Source organism: Acinetobacter sp. CY73 (genome assembly GCF_059515865.1).
This window is the reverse complement of record NZ_JCAKMZ010000001.1, coordinates 148474-172473: the sequence shown is the minus strand read 5'-3', so window position 1 is coordinate 172473 and position 24000 is coordinate 148474. Positions and strand designations below refer to the sequence as shown.

Below are 24000 nucleotides of genomic sequence, written 5' to 3'. Positions count from 1 at the left end.
TTTAGATCATTTCAGTTGAATTCAATCTATTAATCAATACTCAGCTCAATACAAGCTAATCGATTTAAAAATCAATTAAACTTTTTTATCATCATTTGTTGGATTATCTGTATTACTACTGTCTTGATTACTACTGTCTTGTGTAGACTGATTTTCCGTTTGAGCCTGATCGTCTTTTTTGAATTTAGACAACGTCTCACTGGCCTTTTTCTTTAATTCATCAAACTTTTCAGTTGCCTGAACTTTGAGTTCTTCTAGCTTAACGGTAGCATCCTGTTTAAGTTCATTGGCTTTCACCTTAGCTTCATCCAATTTATGACTGGCTTCAGTTTTTAAATGTTCAAACTTTTCTTGAGCCGTTGCTTTAGCATCTGAAAATTTATCCTTTACCTGCTCCGCTTTATGATCAAGATTTTCTTTTCCCTCTTCGGTTTGCGTGTGACTTTCTTGCTTCAACTCATCTACTTTTTTTTCAGCTTCGAGTTTTGCCACTTTGGCTGAGTGTTTTAAATCATCCAACGCTTTTTCACCGTCTAATTTTACTTCTTGCGCTTTGTGCTTAATATCCGTACCTAAATCAGTTGCTTTATCTTTCAATTGTTCTGCATTTTTATTGTTGCTCATGTCTGCACCTCTGATTGGATTGATCACTGGATGAATCATTAAATTGTCTAACAATTATTTATACAGCATTTCATTCACTTGCATTGCTTTAGCATCATTTTGCAACAAAGTGACTACATGCCGTTGCGCAGTATTTTTTGCTTACAAGTGTTACAGTCATTTTTCAAACATCAAAAATGACCATTAGAAGTAAAACGATGCCAGATACTCAAAAAACGACACTTGATTCGAAGCTAAAACAGAAGATTATTCAAATTTGTGAAGATAAAATCAGACAGAAAGGTGACAATGTCGGCTTATCGTTTTATGCTTTCTTTACCAATAAAAATGATGATCCATACACCTTAATGCAAGTGGCTACATGGTGGATTCAAACGCATCAATTGGATCATTTTGAGAAAGCGACCAAAATTAAACAGCTCATAGTGCAAGATGAAAACTAAAGTATGAGCAATTATCTTGGTATATAGTGAGCTATATTTTTGATTAAGGACATTTAAAATATGAGCCAAAGCGAGTTATCTGACGCAACATTATGGTGGGGAATCAATATAAGAACAGGCGTTGTGACTTTTGATAATCTTTCTTGGTTGAATAATGATTACAAGCTAAATAAAAATTCTTTCTTAGATTTTTCTGAAGATTTATTACAAATAAAATTTTTAGAGAAAAACATAGTACTGGATGCAGGTTGGTATAAATATAATGGTAAAGGTAATGGATATTTTAAGGTTTGCTTAATCAAAGATCAAAATTGGGAAAAAGCACTAAAGTACTATCATTGTAGAAAGGCTTGTACTTTAAAGAGAAAGATAATAAATCTTATAAATTATGTTGATTTATATTGAATTAAAAAAATATAGCTATAAAGAAGGCAAATGTCTATTCACCTCCTTTTATAACATTATTTCTTCACTGTACTCATAAAGCTAATTGCTGCAAATAACCAAATAAACAATATAAAACTACGCTCTTGATTAAAGTTGGCAACATCAGTTCCGTGTAACATGTTATGTCGTGTCATGGTGACCGTTGAACTACTGTCCATTTTATACGGTGCAAGTTCTGCAAAGTATCGATTTAACTCGGTTGCAATTTTTGCTTTGTGCCAAAGGCTTTTAATCTCATGTCCTTTTAGACCAGGCACAATTTTATAAACGTCAACAAACTTCGTTTGGCTCTGTCTGAGATAGCCTTGTGCAATCAGCACATCTGTCAGTAAACCTTCCAACTGCGCATAAATCACAGGGATACATCCTGCATAACATTCAAGTTGATAAAGCTTGAACGCTTCTTGCAAAATTTCACGGCGCTGTGCTTTTAGATCACCAATTTCTAATTCATCAAAGGCTTGTAAAAGCTCGTTTTGAAAATATTCTGTCTTGATTAAATCGAGTAAATTGAACTGTTCGGGATTTGCTTCATTCTTTTGAATAAGTGTCCAAAAGTGCATCAGATTCAAGGCATCATTAGCAATCTTAGCTTCAATAGGTTGATCTAACTCATCTGCAAGCACATCAAAATAAGATTCTTTGGTGGCTAATGTTCTTAAACTTTGGATCAGTAAAGTATGTTCAGCTTCACCAATCTCCTGCCAGTATTGATTGGCTTGTTCTAAAATGCTTTTTCCAAGCACTTTATTCGGTGTACGCTGAGGAATGCGTGTAATCTCACGATCAAACTGATCATCTTCAAAGTCATCATCTTCAAAATCGTGGTAACGATCATTATGGCTGTCGATCATGCTTAAAACCCTTCAGAATACTTTCACATCATATTAAGCTGACATTATCGCTGTAATTGCACTTTGAATATATAAAAATCTACTTTTAAACAGAATTCACTTATTCCGTTGTGCATCTGACATGCAAGTCATGTAAAATCATCCACCTTGCTTAAAATACGAATGAGAGAGTTATATCCGTGCGTAATATCTTAGTCACTAACGCCCTTCCTTACGCCAATGGTCCTATCCATATGGGTCACTTACTCGGTTATATCCAAGCAGATATTTGGGTTCGTGCCATGCGTGCAATGGGTCATGATGTGACTTATGTCTGCGCGGATGATGCTCACGGTACAGCGATCATGCTGCGTGCCGAAGCCAATGGTATTTCACCTGAAGAACAAATCGCCAATGTTCAAAAAGAACATATGCGTGATTTTGATGGTTTCGGTGTGCATTTTGACCATTATGACTCCACAAACAGCGATGCCAATAAAGCACGTGCATCTGAAATTTATATTAAAAACCGTGAAGCAGGCAATATTGCTGTTCGCCCTGTCACCCAATTATTTGATCCTGAAAAAAGCATGTTCTTGTCGGATCGTTTCATTAAAGGCACATGCCCGAAATGTAAAGCGGAAGATCAATACGGCGACTCATGTGAAGTCTGTGGTGCAACTTACAATGCCACTGAATTGTTAAATCCTAAATCAACGCTTAGCGGTGCTGCACCTGTTGAAAAATCTTCAGATCACTACTTCTTTAAATTGCCGAACTTTGGTGAATACCTACAAAAGTGGACACGTGACGAAGGTCGACTGCCAGTTTCGATTGCCAACAAGTTAGATGAGTGGTTTGAAGCAGGTCTGAATGATTGGGATATCTCTCGTGATGCGCCTTACTTCGGTTTTGAAATTCCAGATGCGCCAAACAAATACTTCTACGTTTGGGTCGATGCGCCAATTGGCTATATGTCGAGTTTTGAAAACTACATCAAAACCAAACGTCCAGAACTTAGCTTTGATGATTATTGGAAAAAAGATTCTCAAAATGAGGTGTATCACTTCATTGGTAAAGACATCGTGTATTTCCATGCCTTGTTCTGGCCTGCAATGCTAGAAGGTGCGAACTACCGCACGCCATCAGGTTTATTCGTCAATGGTTTCTTGACTGTAAATGGTCAGAAGATGTCGAAATCCCGCGGCACATTCATTAAAGCAGAAACGTATTTAGAGCATTTAAACCCTGAATACCTACGTTACTACTTCGCTTCTAAACTTTCGGACAAAGTTGAAGATTCTGACTTAAACCTTGATGATTTCGTTCAAAAAGTGAATTCTGACTTAGTCGGTAAAGTGGTGAACATCGCCAGCCGTTGTGCCAAATTCATTAACACCAAATTTGATAATAAACTTTCTGCAACTTGTGCCGAGCCTGAATTGGTACAAAGCTTTATTGATGCAGGTGCATCTATCGCAGCTCAATATGAAGCACGTGAGTTCTCTGCGGCGATTCGTGAAATCATGTCTTTGGCGGATAAAGCCAACCAATACATTGATGAGAAAAAACCTTGGGCGCTTGCAAAAATTGAAGGTGAAGATCAACAAGTCCATGACGTGTGTTCTGTGGGTATTAACTTGTTCCGTCAATTGGCAGTTTACCTTGCACCTGTATTGCCAACTTTGGCAAAACAAGTTCAAGACTTCTTGCAGTTAGCATCTTTCGACTTTGCTTCTCGTGAAATGATTCTTATCGGTCATGAAATTGCGTTGTTCCAACCACTGATGCAACGTGTTGATCCGAAAGCGGTTGCTGCGATGGTGGATGCATCTAAAGATTCTTTGGCTGCACCTGCTGAAGCACCTAAAGCTGAGAAGAAAAAAGAGAAGAAGGTCGAAAAGAAAGCTGAACCTAAAGTTGGCGAAGCTGCTCTTAACACAAGCACCATTGGCATTGAAGACTTTATGAAAGTTGACCTGCGTGTAGCTGAAGTTTTAGAGGCTGCTACGGTTGAAGGTTCTGATAAACTTTTACAACTCACTTTAAATGTCGGTGAAGCTGAGCCACGCAACGTATTTAGCGGTATTCGTGAGTTCTATGCGCCGGAAGACTTAAAAGGCAAATTGGTCGTGATGGTAGCAAACCTTGCACCACGTAAGATGCGTTTTGGGATCTCAAACGGTATGGTACTCGCTGCGGGTAATGGCGACGGTGTTTGGGTGATTTCACCTGAAATGGGTGCTAAACCGGGTGATAAAGTGTCTTAATTGATATTTTTAAAATAAGGCTTCTTCGGAAGCCTTTTTCATATAAAAGGGATAACCATGTTAAGAAAAATAATCATATTGCTTTTTAGTTTGTTCATCTCACTGATGGTACATTCAGCTGAAAATGAAATAACCTATAAATTTAGTCCATCTGTTCAAGTGCTTAAGAACAACTATCAAAAACTTTTAAATATTTTAATGTCTGAGCATTCAACTGCTCATAGCATTTCTTACTCGTCTGAATTAGATCTGCTAGTAAAAGAAGGTAATGAAAATAAAATTGCTCAGTATGCTGAACAAGAAAAGTTAAAATATCTTGATATGTTAAATCAATTAATTTCTCAAGGTGACTCATCTGCATCAATGGCTCTCCTAGAGTTCGCCCTATTCTTCAAGGAACGTGAGCTAAGATCTGAAATTAATATCACTCCTATTGAAAAACTCTCAGATCAGAATAATGCTTATGCCTCGTATCTACTGGCTCAACACTTTAAATACGATCCCAACAAATATCTAAAATTCTTAGAAAAAGCAGGCGAACAAGGTTCACCTATCGCACAAAGAAGACTTGTCGATGAGTATAATTTCCGATTACCTGAAGAGTTACAAAGTACAAAAAAGGCGGAGTATTGGAAGCAAAAAGCGATAGCTTCAATGGGTTCTGATGAATATCAAAAGGAAGTCTGTAAGTTAGCAAATTGCGACACGAGAGAGTTCAAGCTGGTTGATTTCTCTAAAGATATTGAGAAGATCTTAAATCAAGGGAAATAATAGTCTTTCTTATACCCCACTCTATAGATAGCGATTACTCTCTTTGACTGTAAACCTTGCACCACGTAAGATGCGTTTTGGGATCTCAAACGGTATGGTACTCGCTGCGGGTAATGGCGACGGTATTTGGGTAATTTCACCTGAAACTGGTGCTAAACCAGGTGATAAAGTGTCTTAATTTTCAAATTATTGAGATGAGAAAAAAGCCTTACATTGCAAGGGCTTTTAAAATTATTTAACAATTTTGCCAGAGTGTTTAAGTAATAATCCTAACATTGGTATTAGCGGAAAAAAAATTGTCACGATATTCCATACAGTGACTCTTCTTGATAAAGAAATTTCACTATAAAACCATTTCCACCAAATGAATTGAAAAAATAAAATTGAAATTACTGATAATAGAAAATATATCTTATAAAATCTTATGCTACTAAATTTAATTATCAAACAATACAACAGTATATGAAAAATTAAATTATATAATAAAATTAATACAATACAAAAAAAAGGAGCTAAAAATAAGATAAGAGGTAATAGAAAAAAACCGAAACCTACGTCTCCTTGTACATTACCAACATCAAAAATAAAAATCGAAATTACAATAAAGGAAAGGACATTTCGCATCATTAGTGAAGCTTTTAAATTGATCTGATGTTCATTGATAAGAATTTTTAGATGATAGATAACGTGGCGATATGCTTTAAAAATAAGTTTATAAAAAAGAAAACAAACGACAAGATAAATAATAATACAGAAAGTAATTAGAATTAAAACTCCCATTTTAATAATTCCCCGATAAATTATTATAATTATTTTTCACATACAAAAGATTAAAATTGATCATAAATTCTATGCGTAAAAAAGACCATTCGGCTCAAATGAGGAGAATGCCAGTTTGAGTGAAAAACACCATATTTTTGTATTTTAAACTGCTATTTATCGTAAAGTAATTTGATAACTTATACCTACCTTAAGTGAAATCTTAGAACGCTCAACAATAATTGATTGGAAACTCAACTCTCAATTTATTCTTGACCAATTCGCAGAAACCAATAATTTGATTTCACTATCATTCATAATCAATTTTAAGAATCATATCAATTATTAGAAAAAATCCGTTATTTTTGTATATTAAGTAAAGTTATATTTTACCTCCGATCAATAAACTCTAAATACCCTCTCCCCTCAGCCTTTTGCTCCTTAACCACACCTGTCCATTGATAAGAACTGACATAACCCGCTGCCAAACCATAACAATAGGGAGTGTCCACCACAGCAACAATCTCCAACACTTTCTCACCCTGATGATGTGCCACCCAACGAAACGACTGCGGTACTTCCATGGCATGACCATCAGGCGTCATCAATGACTCTGTTTTCAATGCCACCACTTCGAAAAAAGCATCATCATACTGAATCGATGTGCCATTCACATGACGGTATGACACCGCCGTATACGCAGGCTCACCCGCAAAACCAATGAATGCCAAAACCAACTGCTCTTCTGCATTTAGGTTAATCACCTGATAACTAAATGACGATAAGGGTAAAGTCAAATTATGCAACAAAAGCTGTTTAGGCAACATCGACACTGAAATCGACTTCCAATGTTCCAATGTACATAGGCCTGAGACTTTGACGATTTCACCTTTTTGCGTCAATGAACCTCTATACTTCATTAAGACACTAAAATGTTGATACAACGAACTATGCGAAAACCACGTCAAAGCATCCGTTGGCGTTAAAGTAAGATCCACTTTTAAGTCATCTGAATTAGATACAAGACGATACTTGCCATCTTCCTCATAGAGCGATGAATCTTCAGCAAAATCGATCCGAAATGGTGACTGTTGGAACTTTAATTGATGCTGAATATCATAAATTTTATAGGCATCTTTTGTTTCCGACAGCGCTGTGCCATGTACTAAAGTTGCGCTATTTTCAGGCGCTAAATTCGTCAGTTTAGGCGACACTTTAGTGATCTTCGCCCCTACATCACCAATTACAGCAGCATAAGACAAATAACGATACGGTTCAGGCAAATCAGGAATCATGATACCGTAATGTGTACTCGCAAATTGTGAATGAAATACATGCGCATCAAAATTATAATCACGTGGAAGTTCAGCTTGCGCATCGGGTGAAACCGCACCAAGGAGCTTGGTACCCACTTGACCAAGACGATATTTTACTTTCTGTTGTACGGTATAATTTCGCGGCTTACTGCTTAAAAGTGAATGCATGTATTGCTCAGGGAGAATGAGATCATTACAGACTACTTAGATATAGATGTGAAGTTTATGGCTGATTAGGACTCGAGAATGTGATTAAGGGTCATATCCAAGTTTTTGTAGGACAATTTCATTCGAGATCAGACGTTCAGATCAGCAGAGACTGTATCAAATGGAAGCAATTTTTCTAATATAAAGCCAGTATCAATAATTTGAAACCAGCTTGTTTTATTTCATTTTATTCAAATTCCAAGAATGGATATTTCATATCACTGATTTCATATCACTGACTTCATATCACTTATTTCATTCCAAAGATCAGCTTTAAGCCAAGTACAGTCATGACTACACCCGCAGCACGATCAAACACCGCTTTAAATTTTAGATAAACACGACGTGGTTTTTCCGCAGACAAAGCTACAGCAACCAAGGAACACCAGCCTGCATCAATAAAAAAACACAGCAACGGTAATACAAAGTAATAATAGGTCGGGATTTCTTTGGGTAACAATGCGGTAAAAATACTGGCCAAGACAATCGCAATTTTAGGATTGGCCAATTGCGTAATTAAACCTGTGGTAAAGGCACGACGAAAAGACATTTGTGTTGAAACAGATTGATCCGCTTCAATCGGTTCTTTGGCATGCTTAATAATTTTATAGGCAAGCCACAATAAATATAAACCACCGCAGATTTTTAAAGCGAAGTATGCTGAAGGCACAGCGAGCAATAAAGCTTGTAAGCCCAATACAGCAAGCAAGCCAAATATCGCAGCACCAGTTCCTGTACCGAATGCTGTATATAAACCATGCTTACGCGAAATCGCAATTGAATTTTTAGCCACATAAATAGAGGTCGGCCCAGGACTCATCGCACCCAACATCAGTGCAAATGCTATCGATCCTAAAATCCAAAATGATTCCACCGCGACACCCTAACCCAATTTGATTCTGGTAATTCTACCGATTTAAAAATTGAATATCTTGCTATATTTCAATTCATTTTTACAATTTCACCGAATAATTCACTGCAAATTCATTGAATCACCTTCGAATTCAATGCATGATCCATGAATGACATGATTTTTAGATTAGAACCTTTTAGATTAGAACTTTTAAATTAGAACTTTGAGATTAGAACAAAGATGAAATTAGCCGAAGCTTTACTGCTCCGTAGTGACCTTCAAACCAAACTGGCTTCTCTACAGCAACGTATTAATAACAATGTGTTAATTCAAGAAGGTGATCAAGCCAGTGAAGATGCCAATGCATTAATTCAAGAAGCATTCGCAGTCAATCAAGAACTACATCAACTGATTCAGCGTATCCACTTGACCAATGCACAAGCACAGTCCATTGAAGGAAATCCGCTATTGGCTGTTCTCAATCAACGAGATTTATTGACGCAGCAGCATCGCGTATTGCAACAGGCGATTGATAGCTCTCGTCGTGAAAATGGTCGTTATAGTTCAAGCGAAATTCGTTGGATCAAGACCATTTCCGTTGCGGATTTACAAAAACAGGCCGATGCGATTAGTCAGCAACTGCGAAAAAACAATTTGGAAATTCAGGCATCCAATTGGCAAGTTGAATTAATATAGATCACTCAAATTCAGGAAGTTTATCTTTCTCACCCGTTCGGGCATATTGGGCGAGTACACAGCCTTTTATTCGTTTGTAAGGCTTTAATTCAACAAACGATTGCAGAAGTAAAACGTCTACTTCAAAAGCTTACAATGCTGACGTCGCACCCTGCATCTGTTATCTTTTACAAGGTACTTTTCACGACCACGTACTGACACTATGCCCACCGTATTCTTTTTTCAGTTCCTCTATGGATGAAAATTAAAATTGAGCTCTCTACATATTCAGGGTGCTGATTTGACCTGACTCTCGTTCAGCGATTGATTGTTCAGTGGTAGATGGTTATCTGCTAATTTATAATCTTTATCATGTACAGGAACGCCACCAATAATCATCGTGCGCGCTTCAATGTTACGATCATCGGCTTGTTGCATAGAGTCACATCCGAATAAAAATAAACTCAGCATGAAGAATAGGATTTTATTGTTATTGATCATGGCACGCTCCTGATGTGCTTGCTGTGTTTAGATTAACATGACCGTATAAAAAATAAACTTTTATTCCGCCTGAGATTTTCCATTCATACTACTTCAGTATTTATTTTAAGATTTCAGATTTTAGAGTTTAAGCACGGTGAAGACACTGACCTGAAACCAATCCCCCAAGTTCGATAGCCTTGCGTATCAATATGGAAGCGTTGTTTGCTATATAAGCCTAAACCGAGGCGATGTTTTTTGCCTTGCTGATGCCAAAACTGACACAGTTTTTGATCGATTTCATCATGATTGACATAAGGCTTTCGATGCTCATCCAAGGTTTGAAAGTCGACTGCAAAATTATTTAAATGCTTACTGGCTTTCGCGCCATGAACACAGGTATTGGCTTCTCGACTTCGATATACCGACACGATTTTATAATGGGCAAAATAACCTTCTTGTTGCAACTGTTCAATCAACTGTAGTGGCGCAACCAAATTCGACCATAACTTTTTAGGTGGCAAACTAAATCGATGTTGCTGACATTCAGCGCTCAAAGGGTGAGAATTCAGGGTCAACTCATATAAAGTCGGCACTTGTTTTACTTTAGATTGAAAGAACCTTTCGTATTCTTCGATTAATTGCGGGTCTTGAGTGAGTTTCCATTGTTCAAACTGTTGCTGATACTGTGCTTGTTGTCGTTTATCTTTGACTTGTTTTAACTCCTCAGCAGACTGAGTTTTATTTTGAGAATTCTGTTCAGAGCAACCAGAACTAAGTAAAAAGCAGAAAAAAGCACTCGAAAAAAGTGTAAAGGAACGCGAAAGCATATTATTTTTGGATCAGTTATTTTGCGTCATACTAACAAATTTGAAGCGCCAACACAGTTTTTATAGCGCTTTAAAGAAAAACCATATTGATTTTTAAGCTCATATAATTCGAAGAGATTCCACGTTAAAATGGAAATGACCAATCTAGTACGCTTCCTGATCAAATTTTGTTTAATCTTATCTTCCACGCTTTAGAGAATAAAATGTTTGATGACATCGCCCAAACGGTAAATGAGCAACAGATTGAATATTTAGGTGTGCCACTCACTATCAAACGTCTAGATCAGATTCATCCGCAGATTTCAGGGAATAAGTTTTTTAAGCTCAAATATAATTTTCAAGAAGCTCAACAACAAGGCTTTAAAAGTGTGCTGACCTTTGGTGGTGCATACTCCAATCATATTGCTGCAACGGCTTTTGCAGCACATCAGTTTGGTTTTAACAGTGTTGGCATCATTCGTGGTGAAGAACTGAAAGATCGCCCTTTAAACCCAACTTTAGCAACAGCACAAGCACTAGGCATGCAACTACACTTTATCAGCCGCACCGCCTATCGTGATAAAGATCAACCTAAATTCCTCAGCAAGCTCGCTCAACAATTTCCATCGCATTACATCATTCCCGAAGGCGGAACAAACCAACTGGCGATTCAAGGGTGTAAAGAGATTTTAAGCGTACAAGATCAGCAAAATTTTGATGTGATTTGTTGCGCTGTAGGCACAGGTGGAACCATTACAGGTTTGATTGAAGCCAGTTACCCCCATCAAATGGTAATTGGTTTTTCTGCTTTGAAAGGTGATTTTTTGACAGAAGACGTCCGCCAAAAAACGCAGAAGTCCAATTGGTATATGACCGATGAGTTTTGTTGTGGCGGTTATGCCAAAACCACACCTTCATTGCTGGAATTTATGACATGGTTTGAGCAAAAGTATCATATCCCACTTGAGCAAGTGTATACCGCTAAGATGTTTTACGGCGTATTCCAATGGATTGAGCAAGCAAAGTTTAGAGCGAATCAACGCATTTTGTTGATTCATACTGGAGGCTTACAAGGCAAAATCGTTGATTAAATTTCCAATTAAAATGCACAATATCTACCCTTATATACAGCTTTAAATGCTCTGATGAAATATATAAACAGATGCTTGATCAAATGATCAAAGATGCTATCGGTAATTGATTAGCCTACAGGACGGTTTTCGGTCAATGCAATCAAGCCCACAATCAAACGATACATATTCCAAATAAACGTGATCAAAAGAATGACAAAGCCGATTAAAATAAACATAGTAATGAAACCGACTAAATAACCGGCCAAACTCAACCAAAAGGTTTTAATCTGCCATTCAACATGACTCTCTAACCATGTCCCTCGAACTTCATTACGTTTCACATAGTTCATGATGATCGCTGCTAGCCAAGTGATCCCCACCACATAACTCGCAAAATATAGACCATAAGTAATCAGATTGAACTGTTTCAAATTTTGTTGTTGATCGGGTTGATTTAGACTTTGCATTATTATTCGAACTTATTGATTGTTGATTATGCTCAAAGTATAAAACAAGCCATGGAAAAAGAGTATAATCCTGCGTCCATAATTCCCACGGCGAGTCAGCTATGTCTTTCAATCAATATGATGTCATTGTCATTGGCGCAGGTGCGTCAGGTTTAATGACAGCATATATGGCAGCGCAACGTGGTCGTAAAGTGTTGGTCATGGAAAAAGCCAACAAAGTTGGTAAAAAGATTCTGATGTCTGGCGGTGGTAAATGTAATTTTACCAACCTATACGTCGAGCCTGAAAACTACGTGACCCATAATCCTCATTTTGTCATTTCGGCACTGAGCCGTTATACCAATTGGGATTTCATTGGTATGGTCTGTGAATACGGCATCGAATACGAAGAACGCAAACATGGTCAGTTGTTTACTGTAAACGGTGCAAAAGAAATTTTAGCCATGCTTTTAACAGAGTGTGATAAAGCAAAATTCGTTGACATTAAAACCAGTTGTGAAGTGAAAGCTGTCACTGCGCTTGACCCTCAAGGCTTTCAAGTTTCAACCAATGTGGGGCATTTTCAAGCAGAATCAGTGGTGATTGCCTCTGGTGGCTTGTCGATTCCAACATTGGGCGGTTCAGCTATCGGTTATGAAATCGCAAAACAATATGGTCATCATATTTTCCCTACTCGCGCAGGTCTAGTTCCCTTTACTTTCTCTGATGGTTTCAAAGAGGTAACCACGCGATTGAGTGGTAATGCCGTTGAAGCCACACTGTCCAATGAACTGAATAGCTTTACCGAAGCATTATTATTTACACACCGTGGTTTGAGTGGACCTAGCTCATTACAGCTGTCTAACTATTGGGATGTGGGTCAAAGTTTCAAAATTGATTTTTTACCAAGCGTCGATTTGAAAGATTTCTTGATCCATAAAAAGAAAAGCCAACCCAAAGTGTTATTACGTACCTTGTTGACTGAGCTTTTACCTAAAAGTGTAGTGCTTGAATTACAAAACTTAATTTGGCTCGATCAAGCAGATACTTCCATTGGTAATATCAGTGATGAAAAATTAGAATTCATCGCATCGCGTTTAAATGGTTTTGATGTCAAACCCTCTGGTACAGAAGGCTACCGTACAGCTGAAGTAACTTTGGGTGGTGTGGATACTACAGAAGTTTCATCTAAAACGATGGAAAGTAAAAAGCAAAAAGGCTTGTTTTTTGTTGGTGAAATCTTAGATGTCTCAGGGCATTTGGGTGGCTATAATTTCCAATGGGCATGGGCGTCTGCACATGCCGCATCGCAGTTTGTCTAATCATTGCTTATACAATCATTGCTTGTCTAATCATTTTACTGTTTAAAATGACTGATTAAAATTTGCTTGATTAGACATGAATACAGCATCATTCCAAATAATCAGTGCGTAATAGGTGAACATTTTTCGCACTGTTTAAACGTTCAACTGTACGTTCAAGTTTAACCAGCTCTTCTGAAATCTCATTTGAGCTTTGGATACCAGACAGTTTTTTAAAATTTTTAATTAATTTCAACACGAATAATTTCTCCATTTATGATCTTCCTGATCTATACAATATTATTGAATAAATATGACAACAAAATAAATAAGTATCTATATTTTAAGAAATTTATTTAATATTAATAAAGCATAAAATATACCAATTTGAAATTTATTTTCTAACTGGTTGTGCAACCTGATCGTTCAGTTGATCCGGCTGCACATCAGTCTTTTGATTATTTACAGGCTGAGGTTTAGCAAAAACGAATTTGTAAGCACTGGCTAAAAATCCAATCGTTACCCCTGCAATCACAACTGGGGCAAGAAATTTATTTGGTTGCTTCTTCATTATTTTTCTCTCTGATATAAACTTATCATTATTTAAACCCTATCAATATATGAGTGAATCCTGTTCAATATCAACTTTTATCTTTAGTCACTTAACTTTGAGTCCTTTTCAAATCCCTTTTGAACCCTTTTTTAATCCCAAATTTTGAATAACAATATGGTCAAGATTAAGTCCAGCCACAACTTATTGTGGCTGAACCCATGGTGATATTAAAGCTTATTTCGGGTCATCTTTAGGTTGAGTATCAACATCAGCTTCTGGCTCACCTGTAGATCCAAAAGGATTATTTAAAGGCTTATTTGTAGGATCAACATCCAGTTGCGTCGGTGGAATATCCGCCTTTTTATATTCTTCAGAAACGGTTGTAGCATCCATTTGTTCTTCTAATGGTGCAACAGGTACTTGAGGACTAGTCGAAGATGAATGAGAAGATGAACCTGAATCCCAGTCTGCTTTCGATGCTGTTTTAGTACCACTTTGAGATGTATGTAAAGGATTTGGTTTATCTGCATCATTTTTTGCTTTGTCAATTAAATCACTCAGTAATCGCTCTGCAGGCTGACGACCGCCCAAACCGAATGCAAGTGCAAATGCAACCGCGACAGCTCCGAGTGTTAAACCAAATGCCAAATTCACAATTGAATCTGCTATGCCCATGGCACGTAAACCCATGGCAACAACTAAGCCCATAATCAACACACGAACCAAATTACCTAACCATCGTGCACTATTATTTTCACCACGTTGCACCACATTGGCAACAATATTGGCCAACCAAAATCCGATCACAAGGATTACAGCACCCAGTAGAATATTGGCACCAAAGTAAATAAACATGGCGATTAAATTACTGACTTGTTCAAAGCCCAAGCGATTCGCAGCTTCTGATACTGCAAATAACATGGTGAAGAACACGATCAGATAACCCACAACACAAGACACTTTCGTTGTACCAAGGAATCGCTGTACATCTAATTTGGCTGGAATCTCATCCACCCCAGTTCCAGAAACCACTTCTACCACCAAATTAGCAACAAATCGTGCCACTACATAAGATAGGATTAAAATTAAACCTGCTGCAATGATATGCGGAATCGCATTCATAATCTCATACAGCATCGCTGTCGCTGGTTGAGAAATCGCTTCTACGCCTAATGCTTCAAAGGCGATGATCAATGAAGTAATGACAATGATCGCAAAGACAAATGAGCCGAGTACTTTAGGAAGATTTGAATTCTTAAATAGTCCGATTTTTTCAGCCTGTTGTTGCACATGCAGACTGCCTAATAGCCCTTCTGTAATACCACGAACAATTTTTGCCAAAATGTAGCCCACAAAAATGATAATACCCGCCATAAAGATATTAGGCAGAAATACTATTGCTTCGTTGACCATGTTTTGAATTGGATACAACAAACCATTCAAACCTAAAATCGATAAGACGATTGGTAAAAACAGCAACAAGATGAGCCAATAAATAATTTCACTGATGTTTTGGCTAAAAGAGTTTACCCCAACATCTTGACTAAGTTTTTCATCTAACTGGGTTTTATTCAGCAACTTGGTTAAACCAACTCTCACCAAATTCGCCACAATCCAGCCAATAAAGCCTACCGCAAGGGCAGCCAATAACTGGGGTATAAACAGTAGGAATTGTTGAACCATATTACTAAATGGACCACTAACACTATTGAGATTGAGCACATTCAATGCCCCAATCACAGCGATAATCATCACCACCCAAAACACAACTCTCGATAAAATATTTTCAATATTTGAGCGATGTCCTGTGGCAGTCGATAGTTTTTGATTGGTATTTAATTTTGATAATACCTTCTTGATCCCCCTTGCAATAATAAGGGCAATAATCCACCCGACAATTAGGATCGCAACTGCAGCTAGAATAGGATGGAATTGTTCCCAATAGTACATGCCATTGAATCCACCTTTCGATGAACCATTTATAAAATCATTCATATCTTCAATCCTCTTCTGTTTGTTCTAGGCATTCCTAGTTTTTGGAAAGTTCTGGTTGTTGAAGCCTTGAGTTAATGTTCAGTTTCTTGTGGTATATGCATTTACATTATTTCTAATCGTTTTATTTCAATTGTATTTCGCACATCCATGCAATCTTCACCATACATAATTGTCTACTTTTTAAACAATATAGAACTGCAAAATAGCTACAATTCGATACACATCGCTCTAAATCATTTCAGGATATTTCGTTTCACCAACTTCATAAAAAAAGCCCCAGAAGATCTCTGAGGCTTTCAAGGATAATTAAAATATCATCCTATTGATCAGTTGCTGTGGCTGTTGCAGTATCTTCAGCAACAGCATTGGTCGTATTCACAACTGAAGAATCTGTGGCAGTTGCAGTCGTATCTTGATTTTGTTGTACAGCAGGGACACTTGTATCCGCTGGGACTTGACCAGGCTTTGGTTCTCGATCAGCAAGCATATAGAAAATAAGGGCTGCCAAGAAAATCCCAATAATGATTAAGATAAATATCGGAATTCTTTTCTTTTCAGCTTTTTCAAGTTCATTCGTTTTATGCGGTTCTTTATTAAAATCATGTGGCATATTGATTCCCCTTTAAAACGATATTATTTGATGTTTTTTTATACTATCAAGTATTTGTGTTGCATTGTGTGAGTAAAGCGTAGGAATTGGTACAGACAGAATAGTCCTGAGATAAAAAGAAAAATGGGCTATAATATGCTCCCTTACTTTTCGCTGTTGTTAATATATGACCTATCGCAGGCAAAGTGTCTCTTTAGACTTAGACACAGATGTCACTCATCAATGTTATTTACATAAGACGCGTGATGAGCATTTGATTGGAATTATTGAATTCAATAAGCCAAGCTACATTTTGAAATGGGGTGACCTCGAATATTTCCGTCGCAAAACTGAAGAGTTTTCTGTGATGCCATTTCCTGAATGCGTCAATGCGATGATTATTGATATTCGTAATATTATTGCATTTTTAGACAATGAAGTTCCTATTATCCCATGGCGTTTATTGGAAGAAGATTGCCCAATCCGATTAGTTGTACCACATGATCGTTTGGAGCATTATGCTGGATTATTTGAACCGACTTGGCTCACCAGTGATGTAGAAACAGCAATCCAAGAAATTCGTCAATTTATGGATATGTTCGTTCATTGAGATTTGCATTGATTAAATGCACATTGATTAAATGCACATAAAAAACCTCCTTGAAAGGAGGTTTTTAATTATTTATAGATCGAATGATTTACTCATGTATGGGGTCTAAAAAACCTTAATCCTAGAAGATCAGTATTCAAACATGGCCGTCTGTCTATAACAGTATCTACCTGAAATTATCTAGCTGAAAAGTATCTAGCTGAAAATTATCTACCTGCAATTACCAATAATTTTCTACGGCAATATTTCCTTCACCACGACGATTCATGATCAAACCACGTGCTTTCAAAGCTTCTTTGGTGTCTTCAACCATTTCAGGGTTTCCGCAAAGCATAATGTGCGATGTTTCCACATTAAAGTTTAAACCTGCATATTTTTCGAGTTCACCATTTTCAATCAATACTGGCAATCGATCATGCAAGGTTGCATGTGGATCTCGAGTAATAATTGGGATGAACTTAAATCCTGTGTGCCCTTCACCAAAGGTCACAGCAATCTCTTGAATACGTTCTACATAAGCCAACTCAGATGCTGTACGCACACTATAGACCAAATGTATATTTTGATATTTGGCCCATGTATCAAAATCTTGCAACATCGAAATAAAGGGAGCTAAACCCGTCCCTGTGGCAAGTAACCATAGGTCTTGAGGCAAAGGCAGTTGATAACGTGTCAGTGTCAAAAAACCATAGGGAATTTTTTCTAAATACAGTTCATCACCTACTTGGAGATGTTGCAAATTTGAAGTAAAAGCACCATCTGGCACAACGATCGAAAAAAATTCTAGCGTTTCATCGAAAGGCGAAGACACGACGGAATATGCACGAACAACCAAATCATCACCGACTTTTAAACCAATTCGAGCGAACTGCCCTGCCGTGAATTTAAAGTGCGCAGGTCGTGTCATGGTAAAACTAAACAATGTATCGGTCCAACGGTGAACAGATAAAACTTTTTCTAGAGTAAATTTTTCAATTGACATAATTTCAACGTGGCACGACAGACTGTGCTCATGTTAGCATGACACTAGCGGTGATTGAAATTTCATATCGCCATACTATACAAGCCCAATAAAATGTTGATCAAAGTTTTAGATATTGAGTTGTGGATGCTTCGAATTTAAGCTCAACTTTAAACGATCAAATGTCTTATACTAGCAATGTTCTATCACCATCATTGTGAACTCGCGATTTTGGTGTATATCCATGGTCTATACCTATTGAGTAAGTCCATGAATGTGCCAATGATCTCATTTCAAATAATTGGTCATGACTCAGCCATTCACAATGTTCTCGATATGAAATATTTTCATCACCAACTCTTATTTATATATTCACATTAAGGCTTCACCCATGCGCATGACATTACGCCAACTGGCTGTTTTTGTAGCCGTTGCTCAAGAAGGTACCGTGACCAAAGCAAGTGATGCAGTTCGACTAACTCAAAGTGCTGCAAGTATGGCTTTGGCTGATCTTGAAGATGGTTTAGGTGCTCCGCTGTTTGATCGTTTGGGAAAACGTTTACAACTGAATGATCTTGGTCGTTTCTTACTTCCACAAGCACTTGAAATTTTAGGTCGTTGTGAAGCCTTTGAACAAGCAGCAAAAGGTGAACTTCAAAGCATTGATTTGCGTATTGGCGCAACACTGACGATTAGTGACTACCTCATGCCTGATTTGATGGCCAATTTTCTTCAAGAGCAACCTCAAGCTCATTTGCAGTTACAGGTCGGTAATACTCGTCAAATGATTGAAGCGGTTAATCAATTCCAACTGGATTTAGCCCTGATTGAAGGTTCATGTCACTTGCCTCAATTACAATCTATTCACTGGCGAGATGATGAGTTAGCCGTATGTTGTTCTCCAAACCATCCTTTGGCTCAGCTTGACCATCCAATTACCCTGAAAGATTTTGTTGATGCGGAATGGATCCTTCGTGAGGAAGGTTCTGGTACACGTGAAGTGTTTGATAATGCAATTTTAAAAGATCTACCCAATGCCAATATCCGTTTAACACTTGGGCACAATGAAGCAATTTTAAAAATTGTCGCGGGTGGTTTAGGTGTGTCGTGTATCTCTAAACTTGCGATCCAACCCTTGATTGAAAAACGACAATTGGTGATTTTAGATACACCATTCTGGCAATTAACACGCCCATTATTTATGCTCGTTCATCGTCAAAAGTATCAAGGCCCGGGATTAAAATCCTTTATGAAATTCTGCGATGAATAACAAGCATTTTCTCAAAAATAGACGTTTAAAATGATAAAGGCCCCAATGATGGGGCTTTTTTCATGATGCAAATTTGCTATCAAGCGGCAAAATTATTGAGCATTTTCACCAAGTAACTCTTTGCGACGATGCTCTGGGATAATCGGCTTATCAGAAAGTTTCGCCATTTTCTTACGTTGATCTTCAATTGCCTTTTGCTGTTCCAGTAAATAATAACGAGCTTTGGCTTCTTGCTCTTGCTTATGTAGTTGATACTTTTCAAAACCTAGATAACCGAATCCAGCCAATAAAATTAAGGAAATTAGCCCGAGTAAAATCCATGGATTAAAATTGAGTTCCATTTTCCTATTGGGTTTGATTTTATGCGTGTTATAGGAAAGCTGAGTCTTGACCTTTTGTAATTTATTCTCATCCTGTTGTTGAGTAAGATCCTTAGAATTTGACTCAACTGAATGGCTGGCTGTACTTTGCTGACGATCAGCCCCCATACTCCGGTTGTATTCAGGAATTGATGTCGTATGTCTTGATCCTAGTTCTTGTTGAAGCTGCTCAAAAGGATCACTTGACAATGGAACAATCGTCTTGGCATGGCTTAAATGAGCCGAGTCATTTGATGGTGTAATTAATGACGCTGTTGGCTTTTCATGGAAGATCGGTTTTATTTCAGTTGGATGTGATAAATCTAAGGTTCCTTTAATATCTACATCTACAGGCTCGGTCAATGTAGACAACTTTGCTGTTTGAGGTATTTTAATTTCATCTTCAGATTTCAGAAGCAAAACAGGCGTGTTTACCACCTTTTGAGTTTGATCGGCACTTATATCAAAATGATCTAGAGAATCTTGTTGTACTGAATTAGAATCTTCTATGAATTCCGGTAAATCTGAATTTTCATTCGAAACAAATGTACTACTATTTATCTGAACAATTGAATCACTTGGAATATATGGTTTAGCTTGTTCATTATTTTCAGATTTTTCCATCAAATCAGATAGATTTTCGGACGCAAACTCAGGATGAACATCCCTTGTAACTTGAGTATTTTGCTCCCGAATGCTTTCTTTATGATTTAAAAGAATATTCGAACTAGTTAAATTGTTTGATTGAATTTGTTGTTTGTGAGGTTGATAAGACTGCTCCTCTGAATCCTCTTTATTTACAGCGTTTAGAGTATTCACCATATTTAATGGGTTTAGATTAACATCATCCTTTTTGATATTCAGTTTTATACCGTTTTTAAGTTTCTGATTGTTTTCTAAAAGTGCTAGCGTAGTAGGATGTTTTTTTTCATCTGCATCATTTTCGTTTAAAGTAGCTTCTTTTTCTTGCTGTTCTTTTTTTAATACCTCTAAATCTTCCTCTTCACTATAAAAAATGTTATTTCGAGGTTTTTCAGTTCTGGCGTTTTTGTAATCTAAACGGACAATAAATTTGGCAATATTTTGAGCATCTTTCTCTTCAACCAAGCATTTTACACGCTCACCAATTTGTGGTTCTAAAGTTGAATTTGGAAAATCTTTCACTGAAAAATGAACGTCTATATCTTTATCTAATAAATGAATGATTCCCACCTGCTCGGTAGTATCATAAGATTTAAGTATTCCCTTATAAAACATAGACTGTCCCCAAAGCCTTAACAATCAAAAAATTTGTTATGTTCTTTTAACATTATTTGTATGAAAATTAACAAAAATGAGACATGTAGCCTCTTTGCTATATTACTCAATTTTTAGCCTTTATGTATATAGGTAAGTGATTTAGGTTTAAAAATTTGATCTATTTAATATAAACATTAGGTATTAAGGTATATATAATTTTTGTTCATCATGTTTCCCTAAAAGTGATCCAAAAAACCTGCAAAACATTGTTTTATGATGATTAAATTTATAAAATCGATTGATTATCCTGAAAATGGATTCAAAAAAGGGGGAATCCCCCCTTCACATATAACTTCAACATTTAACGAATTGAACATTAACATTCAAAATTTGGTCAAAAGACAAGCTATTATTTTCTAAAACTCGACAATAAACTGGTCGCAATCGACTCATTATGCGCCAAAATCTTTTTCTGCTTGGTCTTAGCAGGATTCGGGTCTACACGCTCAATACGTGCTGCCTTTAATTTGTCACCATTTTCTTCAAGGACAAATTTCACTTTTTCATTTTTTTTCGGTTCAGTTTCAAGTGCATCTGGAAAGTCTGAAATATGGAAAAATATATCTTCACCCGCCATCGAAATAAATCCAAACCCTTTCTCTGGATTGAATTTAATCACTTTCCCAAATTTAAATTCTAATTTCATGAACTTAACCCTACTCTATAAACACATTGATCTTAGTATATAAAAAAAGAGGCACCAAGCCCCTTTTTTACTGATTTTAAATTCAGTCTTTTTGCACAGAACCGAAAATTTTATCACCCGCATCGCCTAAGCCGGGAACAATATAACCATTTTCATTTAGACCTTGGTCAACCGATGCAGTAAAGATAATAACATCTGGGTGAGCTGCTTCTACACGTTTAATTCCTTCAGGTGCAGCAACCAAAACCATGACACGGATATCTTTACAGCCACTTGCTTTCAATACATCAATCGCAGCAACCAATGAAGAACCCGTTGCAAGCATTGGATCAATGATCATGGCTAAACGGTTTTGAACGTCAGGTACTAACTTTTTGTAGTAAGTACGCGCTTCAAGTGTTTCTTCATCACGTTCAAGACCCAATACAGAAACTTTAGCACTTGGGATTAGGTTTAAGAATCCATCGAGCATCCCAATACCAGCGCGTAGAATCGGTACGACAGTAATTTTCTTGCCCGCGATACGGTCAACAGTGACTTTACCATTCCAACCCGCAATTTCATGGTCAACCACGGGTAAGTCCTTTGTTGCTTCATACGTCAAAAGCATGGTTACTTCTTGAGCAAGTTCACGGAAGTTCTTGGTGCTGATATCTGCACGACGTAATAAACCTAATTTATGACGAATGAGCGGATGACGGATTTCTTGAATGGGCACGGGAGAACACCTAAAACATAAAAGTAAATTTCCACTATTATAAATGTTTTTTATATAAGAAATAAGAAAAGCCCTCAATCAATGAGGGCTTTTTTTGTTAACCGCTATAGGTTTTTTAGATGATTACACAATTTTATTGAAGAACAATGTGTAATGGAGCTACCAGTTGTGCTTGGTTCGCCAAAGCAATAATCGGATCTGGATAAACACCAATCACCAATACTGCCAATGCTGCAAGCAACACCATGATGCCACCCACTTTCTGACCCCAATGTTTATCAGCATCAATACGTGGTGTTTCTGGTGCTGTCATATACATCACAATCATCACACGGAGGTAGTAGTACAAACCAATACCTGAACCGATAATGATCATTGCAGCAAAGAACCAATGTTGCTCAGACACAACCGTCATCACAAGCATGAACTTACCAATGAAGCCCGCTGTTAACGGAATACCCGCTAAAGACAACATCATCACTGTTAAGGTAGCCGTTAGCACTGGACGACGCCAGAACAAACCACGATAGTCGGCAAGTGTTTCTGCTTCATTGGCATTGTTGTACGGACTCGACATTAACGCGACAGCACCAAAAGCACCGATCGTTGTTAATACATAAGTCACCACATATACGTTTACAGACGTTAAGCTCAAGAATGATGCACTAATCAGACCGAGCATTAAGTAACCGAAATGCGCAATTGAAGAGTAAGCCAAGATGCGCTTAAGGTTGACTTGTTTAACCGCAAGTAAGTTACCTACAAGAATCGACATCACTGCAATCACGATGATGATCGTCTTGATTGCTTCAACGCCAATCACGCCAGAAGACAATAAGTAACGAATAAACAAACCAATCATCGCCACTTTTGCAACAGTTGCTAAGAACGTTGCGATTGGCGCAGGCGCACCTGCATAAACGTCTGGTGTCCATTTATGGAATGGCGCAAGAGACAATTTAAATGCAACTGCGGCAACGATTAAACCAAGACCCAAGATGCCGAATACAGACGTGAATTTCTCACCCAATTGTGGAAGATACGCTTGAAGCGCCATCATCAATTGTGGATCTTGAGTTTGCGTTAATGTCCAGAACATATCATCGACTTGACCAGCAAATGACAGTGAACCCAACATTGCGTAAACGTAAGCCATACCCATCAACAACATCGCCGAAGCGGTTGCTGAAAGCACAAGATACTTAATACCCGCTTCTAAAGACTTCGCACGTTGATGTGTATAAGCCAACAGACCATATACAGGAATCGACATCAACTCTAAGCTGATGAAGAACGATGCAAAGTGAGCGCTTGATACCATTAACATTGCGCCCGAAATCGAGATCAACATTAAGATATACAGTTCTTCACGATTGTCTTTATACGAGTCAATATAAGCATGCGATAAAGTACAGCAAGCAAGTGCTGCAACAATAATCACCAACTGATAAAGCAATGAGAATGGATCTACAATAAACAGACCCATCACATTTTTAGGAACAACTTCACCACCAAACATGGTTAATAAAATGTTTGCCAGTGCTAAATTCAGACCAATCACAGAAACAGTCGCAATCAGATTGTGATTACGTTTGATCGCTGTAAGGATCATCACGACGATTGCTGTCAAAGCAACAATCATCACTGGAGCCAATGGCATTAGCTCAGAAAAAGAGAGTGTGAAGTTCATGAC

Annotated in this window: 24 protein-coding genes and 2 pseudogenes; 10 read left to right on the top strand and 16 right to left on the bottom strand. The window is 37.5% G+C overall.

What is annotated here, in order from left to right:
• Positions 1–162 precede the first annotated feature (162 nt).
• Positions 163–624: pseudogene (locus tag AC5YD2_RS00835) on the bottom strand (hypothetical protein); the annotation flags it as partial.
• 197 nt (positions 625–821) lie between these two features.
• Here AC5YD2_RS00835 and AC5YD2_RS00830 point away from each other — a divergent pair.
• Both AC5YD2_RS00830 and AC5YD2_RS00825 read left to right on the top strand, forming a co-directional pair.
• Positions 822–1067, top strand: a complete 246-nt coding sequence (locus AC5YD2_RS00830; protein ID WP_496124499.1) for a DUF6500 family protein — start codon at positions 822–824, stop codon at positions 1065–1067.
• 60 nt (positions 1068–1127) lie between these two features.
• Complete coding sequence (locus AC5YD2_RS00825) at positions 1128–1472, top strand: hypothetical protein (protein ID WP_496124498.1); 345 nt, start codon at positions 1128–1130, stop codon at positions 1470–1472.
• Between the two features lie 56 nt (positions 1473–1528).
• Here the strand turns inward: AC5YD2_RS00825 and AC5YD2_RS00820 are convergent, their stop codons facing one another.
• Entirely contained in the window at positions 1529–2368 is an 840-nt protein-coding gene (locus AC5YD2_RS00820) for a hypothetical protein (RefSeq protein ID WP_496124497.1), read from the bottom strand.
• A 179-nt stretch (positions 2369–2547) separates the two neighbouring features.
• Here AC5YD2_RS00820 and metG point away from each other — a divergent pair, with 179 nt between their 5' ends.
• From metG to AC5YD2_RS00805, 3 genes and pseudogenes are all read left to right on the top strand, one after another.
• A complete protein-coding gene (gene metG / locus AC5YD2_RS00815; protein WP_496124496.1) occupies positions 2548–4617 on the top strand; it encodes a methionine--tRNA ligase in 2070 nt (689 codons plus the stop codon).
• A gap of 57 nt (positions 4618–4674) precedes the next feature.
• Complete coding sequence (locus AC5YD2_RS00810) at positions 4675–5388, top strand: sel1 repeat family protein (protein WP_496124495.1); 714 nt, start codon at positions 4675–4677, stop codon at positions 5386–5388.
• 49 nt (positions 5389–5437) lie between these two features.
• Positions 5438–5566: pseudogene (locus AC5YD2_RS00805) on the top strand (hypothetical protein); the annotation flags it as partial.
• A 970-nt stretch (positions 5567–6536) separates the two neighbouring features.
• Here the strand turns inward: AC5YD2_RS00805 and AC5YD2_RS00800 are convergent.
• A complete protein-coding gene (locus AC5YD2_RS00800; protein ID WP_496124494.1) occupies positions 6537–7631 on the bottom strand; it encodes a DUF6670 family protein in 1095 nt (364 codons plus the stop codon).
• 289 nt (positions 7632–7920) lie between these two features.
• Positions 7921–8544 (bottom strand): LysE family translocator, encoded by a 624-nt coding sequence (locus AC5YD2_RS00795; protein ID WP_496124493.1) that lies wholly within the window; start codon positions 8542–8544, stop codon positions 7921–7923.
• 219 nt (positions 8545–8763) lie between these two features.
• Between AC5YD2_RS00795 and AC5YD2_RS00790 the strand changes: the two genes are divergently transcribed.
• Entirely contained in the window at positions 8764–9219 is a 456-nt protein-coding gene (locus AC5YD2_RS00790; protein ID WP_496124492.1) for a DIP1984 family protein, read from the top strand.
• Positions 9220–9486: 267 nt separating this feature from the next.
• Here the strand turns inward: AC5YD2_RS00790 and AC5YD2_RS00785 are convergent, their stop codons facing one another.
• Together AC5YD2_RS00785 and AC5YD2_RS00780 are read right to left on the bottom strand one after the other, a co-directional pair.
• Positions 9487–9699, bottom strand: coding sequence for an NF038215 family lipoprotein (locus tag AC5YD2_RS00785; RefSeq protein WP_496124491.1), 213 nt, complete (start codon positions 9697–9699; stop codon positions 9487–9489).
• 113 nt (positions 9700–9812) lie between these two features.
• On the bottom strand, positions 9813–10508 hold the full coding sequence (locus tag AC5YD2_RS00780) for a D-Ala-D-Ala carboxypeptidase family metallohydrolase (protein WP_496124490.1): 696 nt from the start codon (positions 10506–10508) through the stop codon (positions 9813–9815).
• A 203-nt stretch (positions 10509–10711) separates the two neighbouring features.
• Between AC5YD2_RS00780 and AC5YD2_RS00775 the strand changes: the two genes are divergently transcribed.
• Positions 10712–11578 (top strand): 1-aminocyclopropane-1-carboxylate deaminase/D-cysteine desulfhydrase, encoded by an 867-nt coding sequence (locus AC5YD2_RS00775; protein WP_496124489.1) that lies wholly within the window; start codon positions 10712–10714, stop codon positions 11576–11578.
• Positions 11579–11688: 110 nt separating this feature from the next.
• On the opposite strand, the gene AC5YD2_RS00770 is transcribed toward AC5YD2_RS00775, so the two are convergent.
• Positions 11689–12027 (bottom strand): DUF4870 family protein, encoded by a 339-nt coding sequence (locus AC5YD2_RS00770; protein ID WP_496124488.1) that lies wholly within the window; start codon positions 12025–12027, stop codon positions 11689–11691.
• A gap of 101 nt (positions 12028–12128) precedes the next feature.
• Between AC5YD2_RS00770 and AC5YD2_RS00765 the strand changes: the two genes are divergently transcribed.
• Positions 12129–13328, top strand: coding sequence for a BaiN/RdsA family NAD(P)/FAD-dependent oxidoreductase (locus AC5YD2_RS00765; RefSeq protein WP_496124487.1), 1200 nt, complete (start codon positions 12129–12131; stop codon positions 13326–13328).
• Between the two features lie 88 nt (positions 13329–13416).
• Here the strand turns inward: AC5YD2_RS00765 and AC5YD2_RS00760 are convergent, their stop codons facing one another.
• The 4 genes from AC5YD2_RS00760 to AC5YD2_RS00745 form a co-directional block, all read right to left on the bottom strand.
• Positions 13417–13566, bottom strand: coding sequence for a hypothetical protein (locus tag AC5YD2_RS00760; RefSeq protein ID WP_496124486.1), 150 nt, complete (start codon positions 13564–13566; stop codon positions 13417–13419).
• 135 nt (positions 13567–13701) lie between these two features.
• Positions 13702–13878 (bottom strand): hypothetical protein, encoded by a 177-nt coding sequence (locus AC5YD2_RS00755; protein ID WP_496124485.1) that lies wholly within the window; start codon positions 13876–13878, stop codon positions 13702–13704.
• A gap of 216 nt (positions 13879–14094) precedes the next feature.
• Positions 14095–15855 carry a mechanosensitive ion channel gene (locus AC5YD2_RS00750; RefSeq protein WP_496124484.1) on the bottom strand — a complete coding sequence of 587 codons (1761 nt, stop codon included), beginning with the start codon at positions 15853–15855 and terminating at the stop codon, positions 14095–14097.
• A gap of 319 nt (positions 15856–16174) precedes the next feature.
• Entirely contained in the window at positions 16175–16465 is a 291-nt protein-coding gene (locus AC5YD2_RS00745) for a hypothetical protein (RefSeq protein WP_496124483.1), read from the bottom strand.
• A 166-nt stretch (positions 16466–16631) separates the two neighbouring features.
• Here AC5YD2_RS00745 and AC5YD2_RS00740 point away from each other — a divergent pair, with 166 nt between their 5' ends.
• Complete coding sequence (locus tag AC5YD2_RS00740) at positions 16632–17054, top strand: hypothetical protein (protein ID WP_496124482.1); 423 nt, start codon at positions 16632–16634, stop codon at positions 17052–17054.
• A gap of 220 nt (positions 17055–17274) precedes the next feature.
• On the opposite strand, the gene AC5YD2_RS00735 is transcribed toward AC5YD2_RS00740, so the two are convergent.
• Positions 17275–18036, bottom strand: a complete 762-nt coding sequence (locus AC5YD2_RS00735) for a ferredoxin--NADP reductase (protein ID WP_496124481.1) — start codon at positions 18034–18036, stop codon at positions 17275–17277.
• 370 nt (positions 18037–18406) lie between these two features.
• On the opposite strand from AC5YD2_RS00735, the gene gigC reads away from it, so the two are divergent.
• The gene (gene gigC, locus AC5YD2_RS00730) at positions 18407–19285 is read left to right on the top strand and encodes a LysR family transcriptional regulator GigC (RefSeq protein ID WP_496124480.1); all 879 of its coding nucleotides are present in this window, start codon (positions 18407–18409) and stop codon (positions 19283–19285) included.
• A 92-nt stretch (positions 19286–19377) separates the two neighbouring features.
• Here the strand turns inward: gigC and AC5YD2_RS00725 are convergent, their stop codons facing one another.
• From AC5YD2_RS00725 to nuoN, 4 genes are all read right to left on the bottom strand, one after another.
• A complete protein-coding gene (locus tag AC5YD2_RS00725) occupies positions 19378–20901 on the bottom strand; it encodes a hypothetical protein (protein WP_496124479.1) in 1524 nt (507 codons plus the stop codon).
• A gap of 391 nt (positions 20902–21292) precedes the next feature.
• Positions 21293–21589, bottom strand: a complete 297-nt coding sequence (locus AC5YD2_RS00720) for a cold shock domain-containing protein (protein ID WP_496124478.1) — start codon at positions 21587–21589, stop codon at positions 21293–21295.
• Between the two features lie 82 nt (positions 21590–21671).
• Complete coding sequence (upp, locus tag AC5YD2_RS00715) at positions 21672–22307, bottom strand: uracil phosphoribosyltransferase (protein ID WP_496124477.1); 636 nt, start codon at positions 22305–22307, stop codon at positions 21672–21674.
• A gap of 133 nt (positions 22308–22440) precedes the next feature.
• Positions 22441–23997, bottom strand: a complete 1557-nt coding sequence (gene nuoN / locus AC5YD2_RS00710; protein WP_496124476.1) for an NADH-quinone oxidoreductase subunit NuoN — start codon at positions 23995–23997, stop codon at positions 22441–22443.
• Between the last annotated feature and the right edge of the window lie 3 nt (positions 23998–24000).

Coding starts and splice junctions, on each gene's coding strand:
- AC5YD2_RS00820 (WP_496124497.1), bottom strand. CDS start 2,368: ATGATCGACAGCCATAATGATCGTTACCACGATTTTGAAGATGATGAC.
- AC5YD2_RS00775 (WP_496124489.1), top strand. CDS start 10,712: ATGTTTGATGACATCGCCCAAACGGTAAATGAGCAACAGATTGAATAT.
- AC5YD2_RS00735 (WP_496124481.1), bottom strand. CDS start 18,036: ATGTCAATTGAAAAATTTACTCTAGAAAAAGTTTTATCTGTTCACCGT.
- AC5YD2_RS00790 (WP_496124492.1), top strand. CDS start 8,764: ATGAAATTAGCCGAAGCTTTACTGCTCCGTAGTGACCTTCAAACCAAA.
- AC5YD2_RS00725 (WP_496124479.1), bottom strand. CDS start 20,901: ATGTTTTATAAGGGAATACTTAAATCTTATGATACTACCGAGCAGGTG.
- AC5YD2_RS00770 (WP_496124488.1), bottom strand. CDS start 12,027: ATGCAAAGTCTAAATCAACCCGATCAACAACAAAATTTGAAACAGTTC.
- AC5YD2_RS00740 (WP_496124482.1), top strand. CDS start 16,632: ATGACCTATCGCAGGCAAAGTGTCTCTTTAGACTTAGACACAGATGTC.
- AC5YD2_RS00785 (WP_496124491.1), bottom strand. CDS start 9,699: ATGATCAATAACAATAAAATCCTATTCTTCATGCTGAGTTTATTTTTA.
- AC5YD2_RS00755 (WP_496124485.1), bottom strand. CDS start 13,878: ATGAAGAAGCAACCAAATAAATTTCTTGCCCCAGTTGTGATTGCAGGG.
- AC5YD2_RS00825 (WP_496124498.1), top strand. CDS start 1,128: ATGAGCCAAAGCGAGTTATCTGACGCAACATTATGGTGGGGAATCAAT.
- AC5YD2_RS00810 (WP_496124495.1), top strand. CDS start 4,675: ATGTTAAGAAAAATAATCATATTGCTTTTTAGTTTGTTCATCTCACTG.
- gigC (WP_496124480.1), top strand. CDS start 18,407: ATGCGCATGACATTACGCCAACTGGCTGTTTTTGTAGCCGTTGCTCAA.
- AC5YD2_RS00745 (WP_496124483.1), bottom strand. CDS start 16,465: ATGCCACATGATTTTAATAAAGAACCGCATAAAACGAATGAACTTGAA.
- AC5YD2_RS00830 (WP_496124499.1), top strand. CDS start 822: ATGCCAGATACTCAAAAAACGACACTTGATTCGAAGCTAAAACAGAAG.
- AC5YD2_RS00720 (WP_496124478.1), bottom strand. CDS start 21,589: ATGAAATTAGAATTTAAATTTGGGAAAGTGATTAAATTCAATCCAGAG.
- AC5YD2_RS00765 (WP_496124487.1), top strand. CDS start 12,129: ATGTCTTTCAATCAATATGATGTCATTGTCATTGGCGCAGGTGCGTCA.
- AC5YD2_RS00780 (WP_496124490.1), bottom strand. CDS start 10,508: ATGCTTTCGCGTTCCTTTACACTTTTTTCGAGTGCTTTTTTCTGCTTT.
- nuoN (WP_496124476.1), bottom strand. CDS start 23,997: ATGAACTTCACACTCTCTTTTTCTGAGCTAATGCCATTGGCTCCAGTG.
- AC5YD2_RS00750 (WP_496124484.1), bottom strand. CDS start 15,855: ATGAATGATTTTATAAATGGTTCATCGAAAGGTGGATTCAATGGCATG.
- AC5YD2_RS00800 (WP_496124494.1), bottom strand. CDS start 7,631: ATGCATTCACTTTTAAGCAGTAAGCCGCGAAATTATACCGTACAACAG.